The 17,184-nt window shown below is 57.4% G+C and carries 18 protein-coding genes; 14 read left to right on the forward strand and 4 right to left on the reverse strand.

All coding sequences use genetic code 11. The annotated features are described in order from the left end of the window. The first annotated feature begins 2 nt into the window (after positions 1 to 2). Genes PHA01_RS25000 through PHA01_RS25010 form a run of 3 tightly spaced genes read left to right on the forward strand, consistent with a single transcriptional unit; the run spans position 3 to position 3,945 of the window. Positions 3 to 1,343 (forward strand): polysaccharide pyruvyl transferase family protein, encoded by a 1,341-nt coding sequence (locus PHA01_RS25000; RefSeq protein ID WP_114430622.1) that lies wholly within the window; start codon positions 3 to 5, stop codon positions 1,341 to 1,343. Then, on the forward strand, positions 1,340 to 2,179 hold the full coding sequence (locus PHA01_RS25005; RefSeq protein ID WP_271898991.1) for a glycoside hydrolase family 16 protein: 840 nt from the start codon (positions 1,340 to 1,342) through the stop codon (positions 2,177 to 2,179). Before PHA01_RS25000 ends, PHA01_RS25005 begins: the two co-directional genes overlap by 4 nt. Beyond that, a complete protein-coding gene (locus tag PHA01_RS25010; protein ID WP_271898992.1) occupies positions 2,176 to 3,945 on the forward strand; it encodes an alginate O-acetyltransferase AlgX-related protein in 1,770 nt (589 codons plus the stop codon). The genes PHA01_RS25005 and PHA01_RS25010 overlap by 4 nt, the downstream gene beginning before the upstream one ends. On the opposite strand, the gene pcaF is transcribed toward PHA01_RS25010, so the two are convergent. Genes pcaF through PHA01_RS25025 form a run of 3 tightly spaced genes read right to left on the reverse strand, consistent with a single transcriptional unit; the run spans position 3,946 to position 6,796 of the window. Beyond that, entirely contained in the window at positions 3,946 to 5,151 is a 1,206-nt protein-coding gene (gene pcaF, locus PHA01_RS25015) for a 3-oxoadipyl-CoA thiolase (protein WP_271898993.1), read from the reverse strand. After that, entirely contained in the window at positions 5,151 to 5,924 is a 774-nt protein-coding gene (locus PHA01_RS25020) for a CoA-transferase subunit beta (RefSeq protein ID WP_271898994.1), read from the reverse strand. Before PHA01_RS25020 ends, pcaF begins: the two co-directional genes overlap by 1 nt. An 11-nt stretch (positions 5,925 to 5,935) precedes the next feature. Then, complete coding sequence (locus PHA01_RS25025) at positions 5,936 to 6,796, reverse strand: CoA transferase subunit A (RefSeq protein ID WP_271898995.1); 861 nt, start codon at positions 6,794 to 6,796, stop codon at positions 5,936 to 5,938. Between the two features lie 122 nt (positions 6,797 to 6,918). Between PHA01_RS25025 and PHA01_RS25030 the strand changes: the two genes are divergently transcribed. After that, positions 6,919 to 7,674, forward strand: coding sequence for an IclR family transcriptional regulator (locus PHA01_RS25030; RefSeq protein WP_271898996.1), 756 nt, complete (start codon positions 6,919 to 6,921; stop codon positions 7,672 to 7,674). Here PHA01_RS25030 and pcaQ read toward each other — a convergent pair. Next, positions 7,671 to 8,594: a pca operon transcription factor PcaQ gene (gene pcaQ / locus PHA01_RS25035; RefSeq protein ID WP_271898997.1), complete on the reverse strand. Its 924-nt coding sequence runs from the start codon at positions 8,592 to 8,594 to the stop codon at positions 7,671 to 7,673. The two genes, PHA01_RS25030 and pcaQ, sit on opposite strands and share 4 nt — an antisense overlap. 98 nt (positions 8,595 to 8,692) lie before the next feature. Between pcaQ and pcaD the strand changes: the two genes are divergently transcribed. From pcaD to PHA01_RS25085, 10 genes are all read left to right on the forward strand, one after another. Further along, a complete protein-coding gene (pcaD, locus tag PHA01_RS25040; RefSeq protein WP_271898998.1) occupies positions 8,693 to 9,499 on the forward strand; it encodes a 3-oxoadipate enol-lactonase in 807 nt (268 codons plus the stop codon). After that, the gene (gene pcaC / locus PHA01_RS25045; protein ID WP_271898999.1) at positions 9,496 to 9,903 is read left to right on the forward strand and encodes a 4-carboxymuconolactone decarboxylase; all 408 of its coding nucleotides are present in this window, start codon (positions 9,496 to 9,498) and stop codon (positions 9,901 to 9,903) included. The genes pcaD and pcaC overlap by 4 nt, the downstream gene beginning before the upstream one ends. Positions 9,904 to 9,916: 13 nt before the next feature. After that, positions 9,917 to 10,657, forward strand: coding sequence for a protocatechuate 3,4-dioxygenase subunit beta (pcaH, locus tag PHA01_RS25050; RefSeq protein WP_271899000.1), 741 nt, complete (start codon positions 9,917 to 9,919; stop codon positions 10,655 to 10,657). Next, positions 10,657 to 11,271, forward strand: coding sequence for a protocatechuate 3,4-dioxygenase subunit alpha (pcaG, locus tag PHA01_RS25055; RefSeq protein WP_271899001.1), 615 nt, complete (start codon positions 10,657 to 10,659; stop codon positions 11,269 to 11,271). Before pcaH ends, pcaG begins: the two co-directional genes overlap by 1 nt. A 3-nt stretch (positions 11,272 to 11,274) precedes the next feature. Further along, positions 11,275 to 12,330 (forward strand): 3-carboxy-cis,cis-muconate cycloisomerase, encoded by a 1,056-nt coding sequence (locus PHA01_RS25060; protein WP_271899002.1) that lies wholly within the window; start codon positions 11,275 to 11,277, stop codon positions 12,328 to 12,330. A gap of 183 nt (positions 12,331 to 12,513) precedes the next feature. Next, positions 12,514 to 13,686 carry an ABC transporter substrate-binding protein gene (locus PHA01_RS25065; protein WP_271899003.1) on the forward strand — a complete coding sequence of 391 codons (1,173 nt, stop codon included), beginning with the start codon at positions 12,514 to 12,516 and terminating at the stop codon, positions 13,684 to 13,686. A 21-nt stretch (positions 13,687 to 13,707) separates the two neighbouring features. Further along, positions 13,708 to 14,571 (forward strand): branched-chain amino acid ABC transporter permease, encoded by an 864-nt coding sequence (locus tag PHA01_RS25070; RefSeq protein WP_271899004.1) that lies wholly within the window; start codon positions 13,708 to 13,710, stop codon positions 14,569 to 14,571. After that, a complete protein-coding gene (locus tag PHA01_RS25075) occupies positions 14,568 to 15,566 on the forward strand; it encodes a branched-chain amino acid ABC transporter permease (RefSeq protein WP_271899005.1) in 999 nt (332 codons plus the stop codon). Before PHA01_RS25070 ends, PHA01_RS25075 begins: the two co-directional genes overlap by 4 nt. Next, positions 15,563 to 16,324, forward strand: coding sequence for an ABC transporter ATP-binding protein (locus PHA01_RS25080; RefSeq protein WP_271899006.1), 762 nt, complete (start codon positions 15,563 to 15,565; stop codon positions 16,322 to 16,324). Before PHA01_RS25075 ends, PHA01_RS25080 begins: the two co-directional genes overlap by 4 nt. Then, positions 16,302 to 17,024 (forward strand): ABC transporter ATP-binding protein, encoded by a 723-nt coding sequence (locus tag PHA01_RS25085; protein WP_271899007.1) that lies wholly within the window; start codon positions 16,302 to 16,304, stop codon positions 17,022 to 17,024. The genes PHA01_RS25080 and PHA01_RS25085 overlap by 23 nt, the downstream gene beginning before the upstream one ends. The last annotated feature ends 160 nt before the right edge of the window (positions 17,025 to 17,184 follow it).

Here is a 17,184-nt window from a genome sequence, read left to right on the forward strand (position 1 = left end):
CGATGAAGAAACTTTTTGTTCTGAATGGTGGCGCCGCGGTCAAGCCTGGCAACAAATCCGCCTATTTGAAGTTTGAGGACCCGCTCGCGGCCTTCAACAAGGGTGGCATCAACACAGGCGACGTTCTCGTTTATGATGCCACACTCAAGGCCCTCGCCTATGACGATATCAAGAACGTGCAATTCTCGCACGCTGGCAACGAAAAGCTCTGGCCGCAAGACGGAACTTATGACGCTACCGTCGTTCGCGGTTCGAACTATCTGACGGAAACCGTCGATCTCGCCCATGTCGTGCCATTGCTCAAGAAGCTGAAAGGCCCGGTCGTCGCCATCGGCGTCGGCGCACAAGCCGGCAAGTACAAGAAGCTCAACGTGCCGAAAGGTACCGTCGAGGCGTGGAAGGTCATCGCCGACAAATGCGAGACGATTGGCGTTCGTGGCTTCTACAGCGCGGAGATATTCAACGATCTCGGCATCAAGAATGTGCGGGTGATCGGCTGCCCGAGCTTTTACCGTTCCTTGCGCCCCTCGATCACGATCAAATCCATCGATCCGGCAACTGCCCGGGTCGGCTTGACACTGAACAAATATCTTTCTGCTGACTACGCCAGCAACGCGACCAAGACCAACCGGATGCAGCGCGCGTTGATCGATGCAGTCGCCAAGCGTCCTTCGAGCAAACTCTACTCGCAGGGCGAACGCGAAGAGACACTGGCCATTTTCTCCTCCGGCAAGGAGAAGCAAGACAACATCAAGGCCATCCTCACCAAGTTCAATCTGCTTGGGCACGCTGAAGCGGAAGAGATGCTCAACAATCGTATGAGCGCCTTTTTCGATATCGAAGAATGGGCGGCCGACGCAGCTGCAAACGTGGATGTGATGGTTGGTTTCCGGCTGCACGGCAATGTTATAGCCCTGCATCAGGGAATTCCGGCGGTATTCTTCACCTATGATTCGCGTATTCGGGAATTGTCCTCGCTGTTTGCAATTCCATCGATCGAGATCGAGGACTATCTGCCGATCAATCTCGAGAAAATGCTTGAGAAGGCGGACTTCTCCAAAGTCCAGCATATTTATCGCTTGAACTATGCCGAGTACCATCGCTTCCTGACCGAGAACAAGCTGAACCACGTGCTGCCAAAGCCTGTGGCTGCACCTGCGGACAAGCCGCTCTCAGTACCCAATCTGGTGCAGGTTCCGCACAATATCCACGAAGCCGTGGCATGGTTCCGCAGCGAGATCGACTTCATGACCGGAGAGGTGGAAACCTTGCGCAACCGCGCCTGGAATCTCGAAACCAGCCTGCGCAGCCTCAAGGAAGCTCCAGCCAAGGCCGCGGTATGAGGCACGGCCGCGCGCAATTCAGCCGACGTTCCTTCCTGAGTCTTGCGGGCTTGGGGATTGCTTCGGCTGGATTGCTGGCGCGGCCTGCACTTGCTCACGCGCTTTGCTCGGATATTCCCGTTCCGCTCCAACGCACGCGAGGCAAATGGCAACTCTCGTTCAATGACGATTTCACCGACAATGCCGGCTTCGATCAACGCTGGATCAAGGTTAATGACAGCGGTGGAGAGACAAGGAGCGTTCGGATACCCGGGAATGTTGCAATTTCGGGCGCCGGGCTTTCATTGAAACTTGGCCGCAACACAGGCAAGTTAAGTGACAAGCGACCGTTCAGCGGCGGATACGTGCGAACGCGCGATGTTCGCCAATGCTACGGTTATTTCGAGTGCGAAATGAAGATCGCCAATGAGCCCGGCGTCAACAACGCGTTCTGGCTGACCTCGGTGCGCGAGAGTGAAGGCGATACCCGCTTTGAGCTCGACGTGGCAGAAGCCAAGTATCCCAATCTGGTTCAAGTGACAGCGCGTCGCTGGCTACCTGACAGGCAGGTTTTATCCAAGACTTACCGCCCGCGCTTGAAACTGGCCGATGCCTTCCATCGCTACGGCATGTTGTGGAGCAAGGACCGGTTTCAGTTCTTCTTTGATGACCGGAAAATCTACGAGGTCGGAAACACCTTCGCGCACACGCCTGCGCAGCTTCTCTTCAGCAACGCGGTCGCGTCCTTCGCTGGTAAAGACGACGGCGATGTGGATGGCGCGGCGACCTTGGTGAAAAGCATTCGCGTATTCCAAAACAGCGAGTGGCAGGACGTGCCACTCTGGAGGTGCTCATGAGTGATGATTTCGTTTCCACGTCACGCGCTGACAAAAGCAAGAAATATCTCCTGGGCAAAGATGGCTGGATTTTTCTCGACCATGATTCAAATCGCGTTATCGACCAGATCACTGGCCGTCATCTGCTGGATCAGCCGGGCATCGACGCCTGGAAAAAATTGATCCTCGAACGCGATCAATATGTAGCTTCGGTCGGTGCTCAACATCTGATGTTCGTGGCTCCGAACAAGGAGCTCGTCTATTCAGAACAACTTCCCGACTGGGTGGAAATTGCCGAACAACGCCCCATCCACCAGATCATGGCTGCCCTTGGCCCGCAACGCGCACGGAAAATCATTTATCCTCTTGAGGCTATCCGCGCGGCAAAAATGCAAGGGTTAACCTATCCGAAAAGCGATACGCATTGGAGCGGATTTGGGGCCTATATAGGCTATCAGGCCTTTTGCGCAGGCCTTTCGAATAGTGGCATCGAACCGCTGCGGGTCGAAGGCTCACGCGTGGCTTTTGAAGAGGTCCCCTATATCGGTGATCTGGGTATCAAGTTCGAACCACCTGTCTCGGCGCCAACTTTGTCTGCCCGCATCGAAGGCGCCGCTGGTCGCCTCGCCTTCGACAACCGCATTCCGAACCGCGGAAGGATCAGGGTTTTTGTCAACAAGGACACGACGCTCCCATGCTGCGTGATGTTCGGCGATTCCTTTGGCGGTAACCTGTTGCCTTTCCTCAAGGAGAGTTTCAGCACGCTCGTCTATGTCTACGGCAAATCATTTGATCGCGAGTTGATCGAAGCCTATCAGCCGGATGTTGTCCTGTCGCAATTCGTCGAACGCTTCTTGATCGAGCCACCCGTCGATACGCCGCGCTTCACCTACGCTTCGGTGGTTCGTACCAAGCTAAAGCTTCTGTCGAAGGAAGATTTGGCTTTTGCGACACAACAAGCGGCCAGCATCGAACCTGCCATCTTACCGGTTCGCGCTGTCTACCAGGCCCTGTTGTCCGCACATAGCGGCAAAGCCGTCCCTCCCGTTCTTGTTGCGGAGCTGAAGAACCAACATCCGGATAATCCTGAGGCACAGCACATAGTCTCGGTCGAATTGTCCCGGCTTGGTGAGAAGCTCGATGAGGCGCGTATCTACGCGGAGCGCGCAGTCAACTCTGAGCCATGGGATGCACGCTCGCGGCATCAACTGGCCCTGACCCTGATGCGGCTTGAACAACCTGAAGAGGCTGAAGCGCAATTGCGCAAAGCGATCGAACTCGATCGAAGCGTCGATTGGTGGAATTATCAGCTCGCGCAGGTCGTGTTCCGACAACAGAAATACGAGCCCTGCACTGACGCTTTGCGCGAATACATTGCCCGCCGGCCGGATTCGTCCGATGCCTGGCAGTTGCTCGGGCGCTGCCATGAAGCTTTGAACAATATCGAAGATGCTGCCGAAGCGTTTGTGCGTGCATCCGATGCGAAGCCCGAATGGACCTGGCCGCTGCTGAAACTTTCCAATCTTCGCGTTCGCAGCAAGACCAATCCGGAACAGGGTCTGATTGCCACAGATCGCCTGCTCGAAACACTCTTCCATGCACGCGAGCGCGCGGAAGTCTACATGCTGAGATCGCAACTCTACGAGGTGAACGGGCAACGCGACAAGGCTATCGACGCTGCAGTTCGAAGCACCGAACTTGCGCCGGATTGGCAATGGGCCGAGAAGACGCTGGCGCGGCTGCGTGCACAAGAAACGCGCCAGGCCAGTACAGCCAAATCTGCGTAATCAAACCCCCTCGAGTGCGACGGCAATCCCTTGCCCGACACCAATGCACATAGTGGCAAGTGCACGTTTCGCGCCACGCAGATTGAGTTCCAGCGCGGCGGTGCCTGTGATGCGGGCACCGCTCATGCCAAGTGGATGACCCAGCGCTATAGCGCCGCCATTCGGATTGACGAACTCGGCATCATCGGCAATGCCAAGCGCCCGAAGTGTCGCGAGTCCCTGGGAGGCAAAGGCCTCGTTGAGTTCGATGATATCGAAATCTTTCGGCGAAATGCCAAGCCGGGCACAGAGCTTCACCGAGGCTGCGATCGGCCCGACACCCATGATGCGAGGCGGTACGCCAGCAGTTGCGCCGCCGGCGATACGCGCAATCGGCGTCAGGCCGTATTTCTTCGCGGCGGCTTCGGAAGCGACGATCAGGGCCGCCGCGCCGTCGTTGACGCCCGATGCATTGCCCGCTGTAACCGATCCGCCTTTGCGGAACGGCGTCGGCAGTTTCGCCAGTTGCTCGATTGTGGTTTGGGGACGCGGGTGTTCGTCCCGATCAACAACGATTGCATCGCCTTTTCGCTGCGGGATCGAGACTGGCGTGATTTCGCGGGCAAGACGTCCATTCGCCATCGCCGCCCCCGCCTTTTGCTGTGATCGCACGGCAAAGGCATCCTGATCGGCACGCGATACATTGAAGTCCTCGGCAACGTTCTCGCCAGTCTCTGGCATTGAATCGACGCCATATTCTTGCTGCATCAGTGGATTGATGAAACGCCAACCGATCGTCGTGTCATGGATTTCCGCGTGGCGCGAGAATGCACTCTCCGCTTTCGGCATTACGAAAGGGGCACGAGACATAGATTCGACACCGCCGGCGATCGCAAGTTCGATTTCGCCGGCCTTGATCGCACGGGCGGCAGTGATGACGGCATCCATACCCGAGCCACACAGGCGGTTCATGGTTGTTCCGGGTACGCTCATGGGAAGTCCGGCGAGCAGCAGCGCCATGCGCGCCACATTGCGATTGTCGTCGCCAGCCTGGTTGGCGCAACCGTAAATCACTTCGTCGATGGCTTCCCAATCGACACCTTTATTGCGTTCGATCAGTGCCTTTAACGGAATTGCGCCAAGATCATCGGCGCGAACGGAAGCCAGGGCTCCGCCAAAGCGGCCAATGGGCGTGCGTATATAATCGCAGATGTAAACTTCGGTCATCAGGCAGCCTCATGTGCTTTCTTGGTGCGGGCGTTGATGTCGCGGAGCACGGAGATTTCGGCTGTCGTCGGCACCGGAGTTTCCGCGACTGTCTCGGCAAAGCGGACCGGCCAACCACAATTCTCTTCGATCGTCGCACGGCTTACACCCGGATGGATCGAAACAACCGTCAATTCCTTGGTTGCGGGGTCGGGCTCGAATATGCACAGATCAGTGATAACGCGTGTCGGACCTTTGGTCTTCATCCCAAGCCGCGCCCGATGATCGCCGCCCTCTCCGTGCCCCATCGACGTGATGAAGTCGAGATGGTCGACAAAACCACGCTTGTTGAGCGCCATGGTTATATAGATCTGGCCGCAATTGCTGGCGATTTCGGGTGCACCGCCCCCACCCGGCAGGCGTACTTTCGGCTTGTCATAGTCGCCGACAACGGTCGTATTCAGATTGGCGAACCGGTCAATCTGCGCGCCGCCGAGAAAGCCTGTCGTAATGCGTCCGCCCTGTAACCAGTAGCGGAACATCTCCGGCACGGATACCGTGCACAAGGCGGTATCGCACAGTTCGCCATCGCCGATCGAAAGCGGCAGAACGTCAGGTTTGGTACCGATCGTGCCGCTTTCGTAGATTAGTGTGATATCCGGCGCGTGAGTAAGCCTTGCAACATTGCAGGCTGCCGATGGCGCACCGATGCCGACGAAACACACGTCATCATTGGTCAAAGCACGGGCTGCAGCGATTGTCATCATCTCTGTTGGTGTAAATTCAATCGACATGACGATACTCCTTACGCTGCTCTGGCAGAACGCTTACCTACATGGCGGGCGAAATCTTCAGGCTTTCCGTCACGCACATGCTCCTTGATCCAGGCTGTGAAACTATCGCGGTCACGGGCGATCTTGTCCCAGGCAATGTAAAAAGCGTTGGAGCGCGGATAATAGCCGTGCGCATAGGACGGAAACGCACCACCTGGCACATGAACAACGGAGCTGACGGCCCATGTTGGCAGAACCACTGCGTTGGGGGACGGCGGATTGAGTTCGTCGACGATTGCTTCGACCGTGACGATCGAGCGCTTGGCCGCAAGCACAGCTTCTTTTTGGACGCCCGAGATGCCTTCGATCAGCACATTGCCTTTGCGGTCTGCGCGCTGGGCGTGGATAATGGACACGTCAGGTCGAATTGACGGCACCGCTGCAAGGACTTCGCCGGTGAACGGGCAGGTAATTGATCTGATATTCGGGTTAACCTTCGCAAGATCCGCGCCGATATAGCCGCGGAGCATGGCGAATGGCAGGTTTGCTGCCCCGGCCTCATAGGCGTTTGCCATGGCGGCGTGCGAATGCTCCTCAATCTCAAGCGGGCGTGGCCATTGGTTTTCGACTGCGTCGCGAAAACGGTGCAACGAGCCAACACCCGGATTGCCGCCCCAGGAGAATTTCATACCACGTGCCGCTCCGACGCCGATCAACTGATCGTAAATCAGGTCTGGCGTCATCCGGATGAGAAAAAGTTCCTTGCGATCCTGCCGGATGATTTCATGGCCAGCCGCATAGGGAATCAGGTGCGTGAAGCCTTCCATCGCAATGGAATCGCCGCCCCTGACATTCTCTTCAATCGCTTCGGAAAGCGTGCAAATCCGCGCCACATTTCTCTCCCTGTCCCGAATTTCTCATCTGTTGATTAGTGCTTCATTGGTTGGAAGGTCAAATCTTTTGTGCGTTATTTGATTTTTGTTCGTATACCGCACAAAGCGTGCTAAGGTCGAGCATGCGAGAAACAGACTTCATCAGTGGTTTTGCCAAGGGCCTCTCGGTAATCGAGGCATTCGACGCGGCAAATCCGCGTCTTTCAATCACGGATATCTCAAGGATCACCGGCCTCGAACGTGCGACCGCCCGGCGTTGTCTCTTGACCTTGGCACAACTCGGCTATGCCGACTATGACGGTAAATTCTTCTCGCTATCGCCGCGAATACTCCGGCTGGGCCATTCCTATCTCACAGCGACTCCCTTGCCCCGCTTGCTGCAGCCTTTTCTCGATCAACTGTCCGAAAAGACCGGCGAAAGCGCATCGGCTTCCGTCCTCGATGGTAATGAGATCGTCTATATCGCCCGGGCATCGCATAAGCGGGTAATGTCGATCAATCTCAATCCCGGAAGCCGCCTGCCCGCCTATTGCTCGTCGATGGGGCGAGTCTTGCTCGCCGCAATGAATGAAGGCGATGCGAAGCGTATTCTGGAGAATAGCAACCGCAAAGCGAATACGCCGAATACAAAAACGACGATTGCTGACTTGATGGCTGAACTGCAACTAATACGCGAGCAGGGATATGCCGTCATCGATCAGGAATTGGAGATTGGTCTCTGTTCGATTGCCATCCCTGTGCGCAATATGCGGGGCACCACCATTGCCGCACTTAACGTCGGTGCGCAGGCACCGAGGGTTACTGTTGATGAAATGGTCACAACCTATCTACCGGTGATGCAATCAACGCGCGATACGCTAGCGGGCTTGTTGGTCTAGGTAGTGGATGCTTCTACTGCTGCTTCGCGGATAGTCTGCATCAAGATCATCAGCGGCAGTGACGGCGTTATATCAGCACGCATCGTGAGACCTACCGGTCCGCGCGTTTCGCTTGTGTCTATGGGCAAAAGCGCCAAACTCCCATCGTCGACATCATCGGCGACAACGCCCGATGAGATAATCCAAACCGCCTTGCTGGAGCGAACAAAGGCGCGGCCGAATGCATCGGAAACCGTCTCGATCTGGGTAGGCAGGGTGGCTACCCCATTAGCGATGAGAAAGCGGTCGACGAAGGGGCGGATAATAGATGCCCTGGTTGGCATGAGAATCGGAAATTCGGCGAGACGCGAAAAGATATCCTCTTGTGAATTCAAGAGCGGATGGCTGGCACCGACGACGAAAACCACCTGCTCGGAATAGAGATGTTCGAAGGAGAACCCCGTCATTTTCTCGGGAGCTGCAAGGCGGCCAACAACGAGATCGAGATCGCCGAGGCGAAGCTGCTCCAACAGGACCGCGTTTTCGCCCGTAACAATCTTGATGCGACTTTGTGTTTCCTCTTTCAAAAACAAACTGATGGCATGCGGCATCACGCGGGTCGACACAGTCGGTAAAGCGCCAATGCGGATGGGGACGCCCTCTCTCGACCTTTCATTGGAAACGGAATCAATGCCTTGGCGCAGTGCCGTGATGGCGGCGCCGGCATGGCGCAGGAACACCTCTCCATAGCGCGTGATCCTGATGCCGCGGCCGTCGCGTTCGAATACGGCAACCCCAAGCTCGCTTTCCATTTCACGGATTGTTTTGGTGACGGCCGGTTGACTGATATGAAGGATAGCTGCCGCCTTCATCACGCTCTTCTGACGTGCGACTTCCAGAAAAGTTTGAAGATGGCGAAACTTGATGCGACTGTCGATCATCAGCATTTCATAACCCATTAGTTAAGAGAATGCGATAGAATATCATTTTACCTAACCAGATGGATAATCCAAGGTGGTTTATTGAATGGGAGGCTTCTGTGCAATTCGTTTCTAGCAACGGCGTAACACTGCACTATCAATTGATCGGGGCGCCGGAAGGCAAGCCTGTCTTGGTCTTTGCCAATTCGCTCGGTACCGACTTTCGTATCTGGCGCGATGTAATCCTTCGCCTTGTCGGCGATTTCGCCATCGTGACATATGACATGCGCGGACATGGTCTTTCGGATATTGGTACGACACCCTACTCCATCGACGATCATACCGCTGACCTTGCAGGTCTTCTTGATTATCTTGAGGTCAGGAACGCGATTATCTGTGGCCTGTCGGTTGGCGGGCTGGTGGCGCAAGGGCTCTATGCGTCGCGGCCCGATCTGGTGCGTGCGCTGATCCTTTGCGATACCGCCCATAAGATCGGCTCGGCGGAAATGTGGGCTGCTCGCATCGCGACGCTCGAGCAAGGCGGTATTGAAGCCATTGCGGATGGTGTGCTCGAAAAATGGTTCACTCCACCCTTCCACAAGCAGCGTCGCGACGAACTTGCGGGGTATCGCAATATGCTGACCCGGCAGGCCATAGGAGCGTATATCGGGACGTGTGCTGCGTTGCGCGATGCCGATTTTACAACCGAAGCTTCGCGCATCGCGGTCCCGACCATTTGCATCGTTGGGGATCAGGATGGGTCGACGCCACCGGAAGTTGTGCTTTCGCTGGCGAAGCTCATTCCGCGCGCTCGTTACGAGGTGATCAAGGATGCCGGACATATCCCATGCGTGGAGCAGCCGGAAGCGCTGACGGCGGTGATACGGGCATTCATCGACGAGTTCCAACTTGGAGAAAGAGCATGACGTCTACAGACGTTCCTTCCCATCGCTATGCTGAAGGCATGGCGACGCGCCGGATTGTCCTCGGCGATGCGCATGTCGATCGCGCCGAGGCAAACAAGACGGACTTTGACAAGCCATTTCAAGAGCTTATCACTGAAGCGGCTTGGGGTCATGTCTGGTCGCGGCCGGGCTGGACGAAGCGGCAGCGCTCGATTGTGACCATCGCGCTGTTGGCGGCATTGGGACAGGACGAGGAGCTGGTCATGCATATCAAGGCGACCGCGAACACTGGCGCGACCCAGGACGATATTTGCGAGGCGCTACTGCACGTTGCAATCTATGCGGGCGTTCCGGCGGCCAACCATGCGATTAAACTGGCAAAGCAGGTCTATAAAGACCTCGCTACGGCCGAAAAGACAGCCTGACGGGAGGCCCACAATGTCCAACAGGAAGCCGGAGACCGGCGCATTCTTTCAGCGGGACAGGCAGTGGCACCCACCAGCCTATACGCCAGAGTATAAGACGAGCGTCGTGCGTTCGCCGCAAAGAGCGTTGATTTCATTCGATAATACGCTCTCGGAGATCACCGGGCCGGTGTTCGGCCATGCGATGCTGGGCGAGCTGGATGCCGATCTTATCTACAATTATGCGAAGCCCGGCGAGAGCGCGATCGGGCAGCGCATTATTGTTTACGGCAGAGTTGTAGATGAGCGCGGCAAGGGTGTTGCGGGTGCACTCCTGGAATTCTGGCAGGCCAATGCAGGCGGACGCTATCGGCACAAGCGCGAGGGATACCTTGCGGCGCTCGATCCCAACTTCGGCGGGTGCGGCCGGACGATTACCGACGATGATGGGTACTACCGTTTTCGCACGGTCAAGCCGGGAGCATATCCTTGGCCGAACGGCGTGAATGACTGGCGCCCTGCGCATATCCACTTCTCGGTGTTCGGCCATGGTTTCGCGCAGAGGTTGATTACCCAGATGTACTTCGAGGGCGATCCGATGATCTGGAATTGCCCGATCGTCAAATCCATTCCGGACAAGGCAGCGATAGAACAGCTCATCGCGGCGCTCGATATGAACAACACCATTCCGATGGATGCACGCGCCTATAAATTCGATATCGTGTTGCGCGGCCGCCGCTCGACCCTGTTCGAAAACCGCATGGAGGGAAACTGATGGTGCAACAATTGGGTTACCTGAAGGAAACGCCATCGCAGACAGCGGGACCTTACGTCCATATCGGCTGCACGCCGAATTTCGCTGAGATTACAGGTGTTTACGAGAACGATCTTGGCGTCTCCATGGTCAATGACAAGACGCAGGGCGAGCGGATTATCTTACGAGGGCGCGTTTTCGACGGCACCGGGACGCCGCTCCGCGACGCCTTGCTCGAGATCTGGCAAGCCGATAGCAAGGGGCTCTACAACAGTCCATCCGAGTTGCGCGGCACCGCAGATCCCAATTTTACCGGGTGGGGACGCTGTCCGACGGACATGGAAACGGCCGAATATCGCTTCGAAACCGTGAAGCCGGGACAGGTACCCTTCAAGGACGGGCGTATGATGGCGCCGCATGTCACGGTTTGGATCGTGGCGCGGGGGATCAACATAGGGTTGCAGACGCGGATCTATTTCGACGACGAGAAAGCGGCGAATGACAAGGACCCGATCCTGCAACGCATCGAGCATCGCAATCGCGTCCCGACGCTGATCGCGAAACGCGATGGATCAAGCTATATCTTTGATATCTATCTGCAAGGCGACAAGGAAACCATCTTTTTCGATGTATAGGCGATGAGTATTTCTCCTTTCGATCATCCATTTCTGTCCGGTTTGATCGGCGACGAAGAAGCAGCGCAATGGTTCTCGGCGGAGAGCGATATTGCGGCAATGATTCAGTTCGAAGTCGCTCTGGCCAAGGCGCAAGCTTCTGAAAATATTATAGAAAATTCGGCTGCGGAGGCCATCGAGAAGGCGTGCCAGGCTTTTTCACCCGACATGGCCGCGCTCAGATCGGCGGTTGCATCGGATGGTGTCGTCATCCCGGAACTTATCCGGCAATTGCGCGAGTCTATTCCGTTGGAGCACCGCGCGTCCCTGCATCTTGGTGCGACCAGCCAGGACGTCATCGACACGAGCCTCATGATCCGGCTGAAGCCAGTTATGGCACGCCTCGAAACCGGATTATCCGATATCATCGCCGAGTTGGATCAGCTTGAAAAGACGTTCGGGAACAATGGCTTGATGGGGCATACCCGCATGCAGGCGGCCATCCCGATAGCAGTCAGTGACCGTATCGAATCCTGGCGGACACCGCTGCTGCGTCACCGCAAGCGCCTCGACATATTGAAGCTCGAATTCCCGGTGATCCAGTTCGGCGGAGCGGCAGGAACGCTGGAGAAATTGGGGGATAAAGGGCCAGCGGTTCGCGAGCGAATGGCCGCCCTACTCGGCCTTCACGATACGCCGCAATGGCACAGCCAGCGCGACATCATTGTTGAATTTGCTGACGTTTTATCGCTGATTTCCGGTTCGCTTGGGAAAATCGGCCAGGACATCGCGCTTCTCGCACAAGGCTCGACCGAGATCAAACTGAGTGGCGGCGGCAAGTCATCGGCAATGCCGCACAAGCAAAATCCGGTCCTTGCTGAACTTCTGGTTGCGCTCGCCCGTTACAATGCCACACAGGTTTCAGGCATGCACCACGCCCTGATCCATGAGCAGGAACGTTCAGGCGCGGCATGGACTTTGGAGTGGATGATACTGCCATCCATGGTTGCAACAACGACGACCGCATTGCGTTCTGCTGACGGCCTGCTTAGTTCGATTGAGAGCCTTGGCAAGGCGTGATGTCAACCACACGCAACTAAAATGCAATTGCGAGTGGAAAATCTTGCGCCAGAATCGACATTTCGTGCATAGGAATCGCTTGGTCTTGCGTAAGAATCGCATCTTTTCGTTTCATTCCTGCTTCGGAAACCGCGGGTCGTGTGCAATGTTCTGAAAAAGCCGTTTTCGATTGAGGGAGGAACCATGAAAAAGCTCATTCTGGCCGTCGCCGCATCAATTTTGATGAGTGCAAGTGCCTATGCCGAAGTCATCAAGATTGGCGTTGTCGGACCCTTCTCGGGACCATTCGCAATTCAAGGTAAAAACTTCAAGGCGGGCATCGACGCCTACATTGCAACCCATGGTGACAAGGTTGGCGAGAACACAATTGAAATCCTCTACCGGGATGTGCCGCAGGCCGACCCGGCCCAGGCGAAAGCATTGGCGCAGGAACTGGTGGTCAAGGAAGGCGTGCAATATCTTGCCGGCTTCTATTTCACCCCGGACGCCATGGCGGTCACGCCGCTGCTCAAGCAGGCGAATGTGCCGATGGTCATCATGAACGCGGCGACGTCGGCCATCGTCACCAAGAGCCCGCTGGTTGTCCGCACTTCATTCACCACATGGCAGACGTCGGCGCCGATGGCGAAGATCGCGCGCGAGCGCGGTGTGGAGAAGGCAATTACAGTCGTCAGCGATTACGGCCCGGGTGTCGATGCGGAGAACGCGTTCAAGACGACGTTCGAGAAAGAAGGTGGCAAGGTTGTCGAATCCATCCGCATGCCGCTGTCGACCAATGATTTCAGCCCGGTGATGCAGCGGGTTCGCAATTCCGGGGCACAGGCGGTTTTTGCCTTCCTGCCGTCGGGTCCAACCACGCTCGGTTTCGTCAAGGCCTATAACGAGAACGGCCTGAAGCAGGCGGGTATCCAGTTTCTCGCGCCGGGCGACCTGACCCAGGAATCCGATCTGCCGGCGATTGGCGATGCGGGCCTCGGCATCCTGACGACGTTCCATTATTCGCTGGCGCACAATTCACCGGAAAACAAGGCATTTGTCGCCGCCGCCCAAAAAGCAATCGGCAACCCGGCCGAACTCTCCTTCCCTTCGGTCGGCGCCTATGATGGCATGTATGTCATCAGCAAGATGATCGAGGCGACCGGCGGCAAGCAGGATGCGCAGAAGGCGGTCGATGCGGTGAAGGGCCTCACCTGGGAAAGCCCACGCGGTCCGGTCTCGATCGATCCGGAAACGCGCCACATCACCCAGAACATCTATCTGCGTGAAGTATCGAAGGGTGCCGACGGCGTCTACTTCAACAAGGAAATCAAGACGTTTGAGAAGCAGCCGGATCCGGGATTGGCGGCTGCGAAGTAGTCCCAAAACCGGAATGATCTGATGCAGACGTTCTTCAGCATTGGCGTCGATGCCCTGGCCTACGGGATGATCCTGTTCGTCATCTCGATTGGCCTGTCGGTGACGATGGGCCTTATGCGCGTGATCAACCTTGCCCACGGCGCATTCGCCATGATCGGGGGCTATATCGCTTCCTACGCGGCGCGCGATCTTGGGCTTGGCTATGGCCTGGCGATCGTGATTGCCGTGCTTGGCACGATCATCATTGCCGTTCCCCTCGAACGTTTTCTCTACCGGCGGATTTACGGCGCGCCGGAACTGACGCAGGTGCTGATGACCATCGGCATCACCTTTTGCGTCATCGGCCTCGCCAATTACGTGTTCGGTCCGACGCTGAAGACGATCCCCCTCCCCGCCGGACTGCAGGGTCCCGTCGATATCGGTTTCCGAACCATTGCGGCGCACAAGCTGTTTGCCATCGGCTGCGGTGTGGTTGTCGCGTTGGGACTTTGGTATCTGATCGAGCGCACGTCCTTCGGTGTCAAACTGCGCGCTTCGGTGGACAATACGGCGATGGCGGCGGCGCTCGGCGTGCGTACCAAGATCGTCTATGCGGCAAGTTTCGCGCTTGCTGTCGGGCTTGCAGCCTTTGGCGGGGTGATCGGTGCGGAACTGTTGCCGGTCGAACCCTATTACGCCCTGCGCTACATGGTGACGTTTCTTGTCGTCGTTTCGGTCGGCGGCGCGGGCTCCATCCCCGGCGCGCTGATCGCCTGCCTGTTGCTCGGCGCCATCGATACGACGGGGCGCTACCTCGTGCCGGAATATGGCGAGTTCTTCTTCTATCTCGCGGTGATAGCCATCGTCTGGGTGTTTCCACGCGGTCTGATGGGAAGAGCCAAATGAGCGCCGGGGTATCTGTCACGGCAATACCTGCCCAAACCAGGGGCTGGCAGCGCGACCTCATTGGCATTTCCGTCATTCTGATTGCGGCCCTGGCGGGGTATTTCCTTTTTCCCAACAATCTGGCCCTGCTGACGCGCATGATCGCGATCATGCTGCTGGTGCTGTCGCTCGATCTGGTGACCGGATATTGCGGCGTTGCGACGCTGGGTCATGCCGCACTCTTCGGCAGTGGCGCCTATGCGGCCGGCATCGCCGCGGCGCATTTCGGGATCACCGAACCGATCACCATGATCGCCATCGGCGCAATTGGCGGTGCTTTGGCGGGGCTGATTTCGGGCGTCGTCATCCTGCGCGGACATGGCCTCGCCCAGCTTGTGCTGTCCATCGCCATCATCCATTTGTTCCACGAGGCGGCCAACAAGGCATCGGAATATACGGGGGGCAGCGATGGGCTTTCCGGCATCTCGCCCGATCCCATCCTCGGCGTTTTCGAGTTCGATCTCTGGGGCCGTACTGCCTACGTCTTCGGCATCGTCCTGCTCCTCCTTGTATTCATACTCCTGCGCATTCTGGTTCGGTCACCCTTCGGCATGCTTTGCCGGGGTATCCGGCAGGATCCTGTTCGGGTCAGCGCAATGGGCGCCTCGGTCAAGCTCACCCTGATCAAGATGTATGCGATCTCGGGGTTGGTCGCGGGTGTCGGCGGCGCCTTCAATGCGGTATCGACACAGGTCGTCGGCCTCGACAGCCTGAGCTTCACCAATTCCGCCGAAGCGCTGGTCATGCTGGTTCTGGGCGGAGTGGGCTCGCTTTACGGAGCGCTGATCGGCACGATTGCTTTTATCTGGATCGAAGATCTGGTCTCTGCCGCCAACCCGTTCCATTGGCTGACGATCGTCGGCGCACTGCTGATCGCCGTGGTGCTGTTTGCGCCCAAGGGGCTTTATGGCACAGCCGCAACTTTCGTTGAACGATACAGGCGGGGTGCCAAATGACTGCACTCTTCGAGGTCGATCATCTGCAGAAGGCCTTCGGCGGGCTGAACGTTACGCGTGATGTCTCGCTGGCGCTGGGCAAGGGTGATCGCGTGGCGCTGATCGGCCCGAACGGCGCCGGAAAAACCACCTTCGTCAATCTGGTAACCGGCCATCTGCGTCCGGACTTCGGACAGGTCCTGATGGGCGGCGAAGACATTTCGCGATTCAATCCGATGAGGCGTGTGCGCGCCGGGCTGGTTCGCTCGTTTCAGGTGACACGGCTTTTTGGCGAGATGACCCCGGAAGAGCATGTCGCGCTGGCGATCCTGCAGCGGCAAGGCAAGTCCGGCCGGATGGCGGGTTCCTCTCAGGCCATGCCGGACGTGATGCGTGAAACATATGAAATTCTCGAGACGCTCAATCTGACGGCACTGGGACGGGTTCCGGTCAGCGAGATCGCCTACGGGCAACAGCGCCTTTTGGAAATTGCACTGGCGCTGGCGCTGCGGCCGAAGGTGCTGTTGCTCGACGAACCGGCCGCGGGCGTGCCGCACAGCGATACGTTCCTGATCGAGAATGCATTGGCGCAACTGCCGGCCGATCTCGCGGTGCTGATGATCGAGCATGACATGGATCTGGTTTTTCGTTTTGCCAAGAGGGTGATCGTGCTGGCGGCAGGTGAAATCATCTTCGACGGCCTGCCTGTCGATGCGACGAATGATTTGCGGGTGCGCGAGGCCTATCTCGGAGGGTATGCCAATGGCAGCGCGGCTTGAAGTCAAGGGTCTGAGCGCGGGTTATGGTCCGACCCGGGTGCTGGAGAATATTTCGTTCACCGCCGAGGCTGGTTCGCGCATCGCGGTGCTTGGGCGAAACGGCGTCGGCAAGACGACATTGTTTGCAACGCTTGCGGGGCAGACACGGCGCTATGACGGTACGATCAAACTCGGCGATGCGGACCTTACCCACATGGAGAGCTCCGCCCGGGCCTGGAGCGGGCTTGGCTTCGTACCGCAATCCCGCAGTATCTTTCCGTCCCTGACTGTCGAAGAGAACCTCTTCGTCGGGTTGAAGGGAAGGCCACGCAGTGCGTTGCAGGAGGCCTACGACATGTTCCCGCGGCTCTACGAGCGGCGGGCGAATTCCGGGGCAAAACTTTCCGGCGGCGAACAGCAGATGCTCTCGACCGCCCGCACCATTCTCGGCAAGCCGACTGTGCTGCTGCTCGATGAACCGCTGGAGGGGCTGGCGCCGGTGATATGCGAGGAACTGATGGCGGCGTTTTCGCAACTCGCCTCGAGCGGCGAGATGACCATCCTGCTCGTCGAGCAGCGTATCCAGAGCGCTCTCGATTTTGCCGAACGGGTGATCATTCTCGAACGCGGTCGCATCGTATGGGATGGTTCATCGGAGCAACTGGCGGGTGATCGCGATACGGTCGATCAATTGCTTGGCGTGGCGAGCGTTCCGCACTAGCGAGCCAATCCTTTGACAAGGTGATCCTTGGCATAGCTAAGCTCCCCTCACCCTCCCCCTTGTGGGGAGGGAGGCTGCGAAGCAGCAGGGAGGGGTTTGAAACATCGAGATAAGAGAAAGACCCCTCCCCGTCGCTACGCTCCGTCCCTCCCCACAAGGG

Origin of the sequence: Candidatus Phyllobacterium onerii, assembly GCF_028331445.1 — a bacterium.
Classification (GTDB): domain Bacteria; phylum Pseudomonadota; class Alphaproteobacteria; order Rhizobiales; family Rhizobiaceae; genus Phyllobacterium; species Phyllobacterium onerii.

Coding starts and splice junctions, on each gene's coding strand:
- PHA01_RS25085 (WP_271899007.1), top strand. CDS start 16,302: ATGCCAATGGCAGCGCGGCTTGAAGTCAAGGGTCTGAGCGCGGGTTAT.
- PHA01_RS25080 (WP_271899006.1), top strand. CDS start 15,563: ATGACTGCACTCTTCGAGGTCGATCATCTGCAGAAGGCCTTCGGCGGG.
- pcaF (WP_271898993.1), bottom strand. CDS start 5,151: ATGACCGAAGTTTACATCTGCGATTATATACGCACGCCCATTGGCCGC.
- PHA01_RS25005 (WP_271898991.1), top strand. CDS start 1,340: ATGAGGCACGGCCGCGCGCAATTCAGCCGACGTTCCTTCCTGAGTCTT.
- PHA01_RS25000 (WP_114430622.1), top strand. CDS start 3: ATGAAGAAACTTTTTGTTCTGAATGGTGGCGCCGCGGTCAAGCCTGGC.
- PHA01_RS25060 (WP_271899002.1), top strand. CDS start 11,275: ATGAGTATTTCTCCTTTCGATCATCCATTTCTGTCCGGTTTGATCGGC.
- pcaC (WP_271898999.1), top strand. CDS start 9,496: ATGACGTCTACAGACGTTCCTTCCCATCGCTATGCTGAAGGCATGGCG.
- PHA01_RS25065 (WP_271899003.1), top strand. CDS start 12,514: ATGAAAAAGCTCATTCTGGCCGTCGCCGCATCAATTTTGATGAGTGCA.
- PHA01_RS25020 (WP_271898994.1), bottom strand. CDS start 5,924: ATGTCGATTGAATTTACACCAACAGAGATGATGACAATCGCTGCAGCC.
- pcaG (WP_271899001.1), top strand. CDS start 10,657: ATGGTGCAACAATTGGGTTACCTGAAGGAAACGCCATCGCAGACAGCG.
- PHA01_RS25070 (WP_271899004.1), top strand. CDS start 13,708: ATGCAGACGTTCTTCAGCATTGGCGTCGATGCCCTGGCCTACGGGATG.
- PHA01_RS25030 (WP_271898996.1), top strand. CDS start 6,919: ATGCGAGAAACAGACTTCATCAGTGGTTTTGCCAAGGGCCTCTCGGTA.
- PHA01_RS25075 (WP_271899005.1), top strand. CDS start 14,568: ATGAGCGCCGGGGTATCTGTCACGGCAATACCTGCCCAAACCAGGGGC.
- PHA01_RS25010 (WP_271898992.1), top strand. CDS start 2,176: ATGAGTGATGATTTCGTTTCCACGTCACGCGCTGACAAAAGCAAGAAA.
- pcaH (WP_271899000.1), top strand. CDS start 9,917: ATGTCCAACAGGAAGCCGGAGACCGGCGCATTCTTTCAGCGGGACAGG.
- pcaQ (WP_271898997.1), bottom strand. CDS start 8,594: ATGATCGACAGTCGCATCAAGTTTCGCCATCTTCAAACTTTTCTGGAA.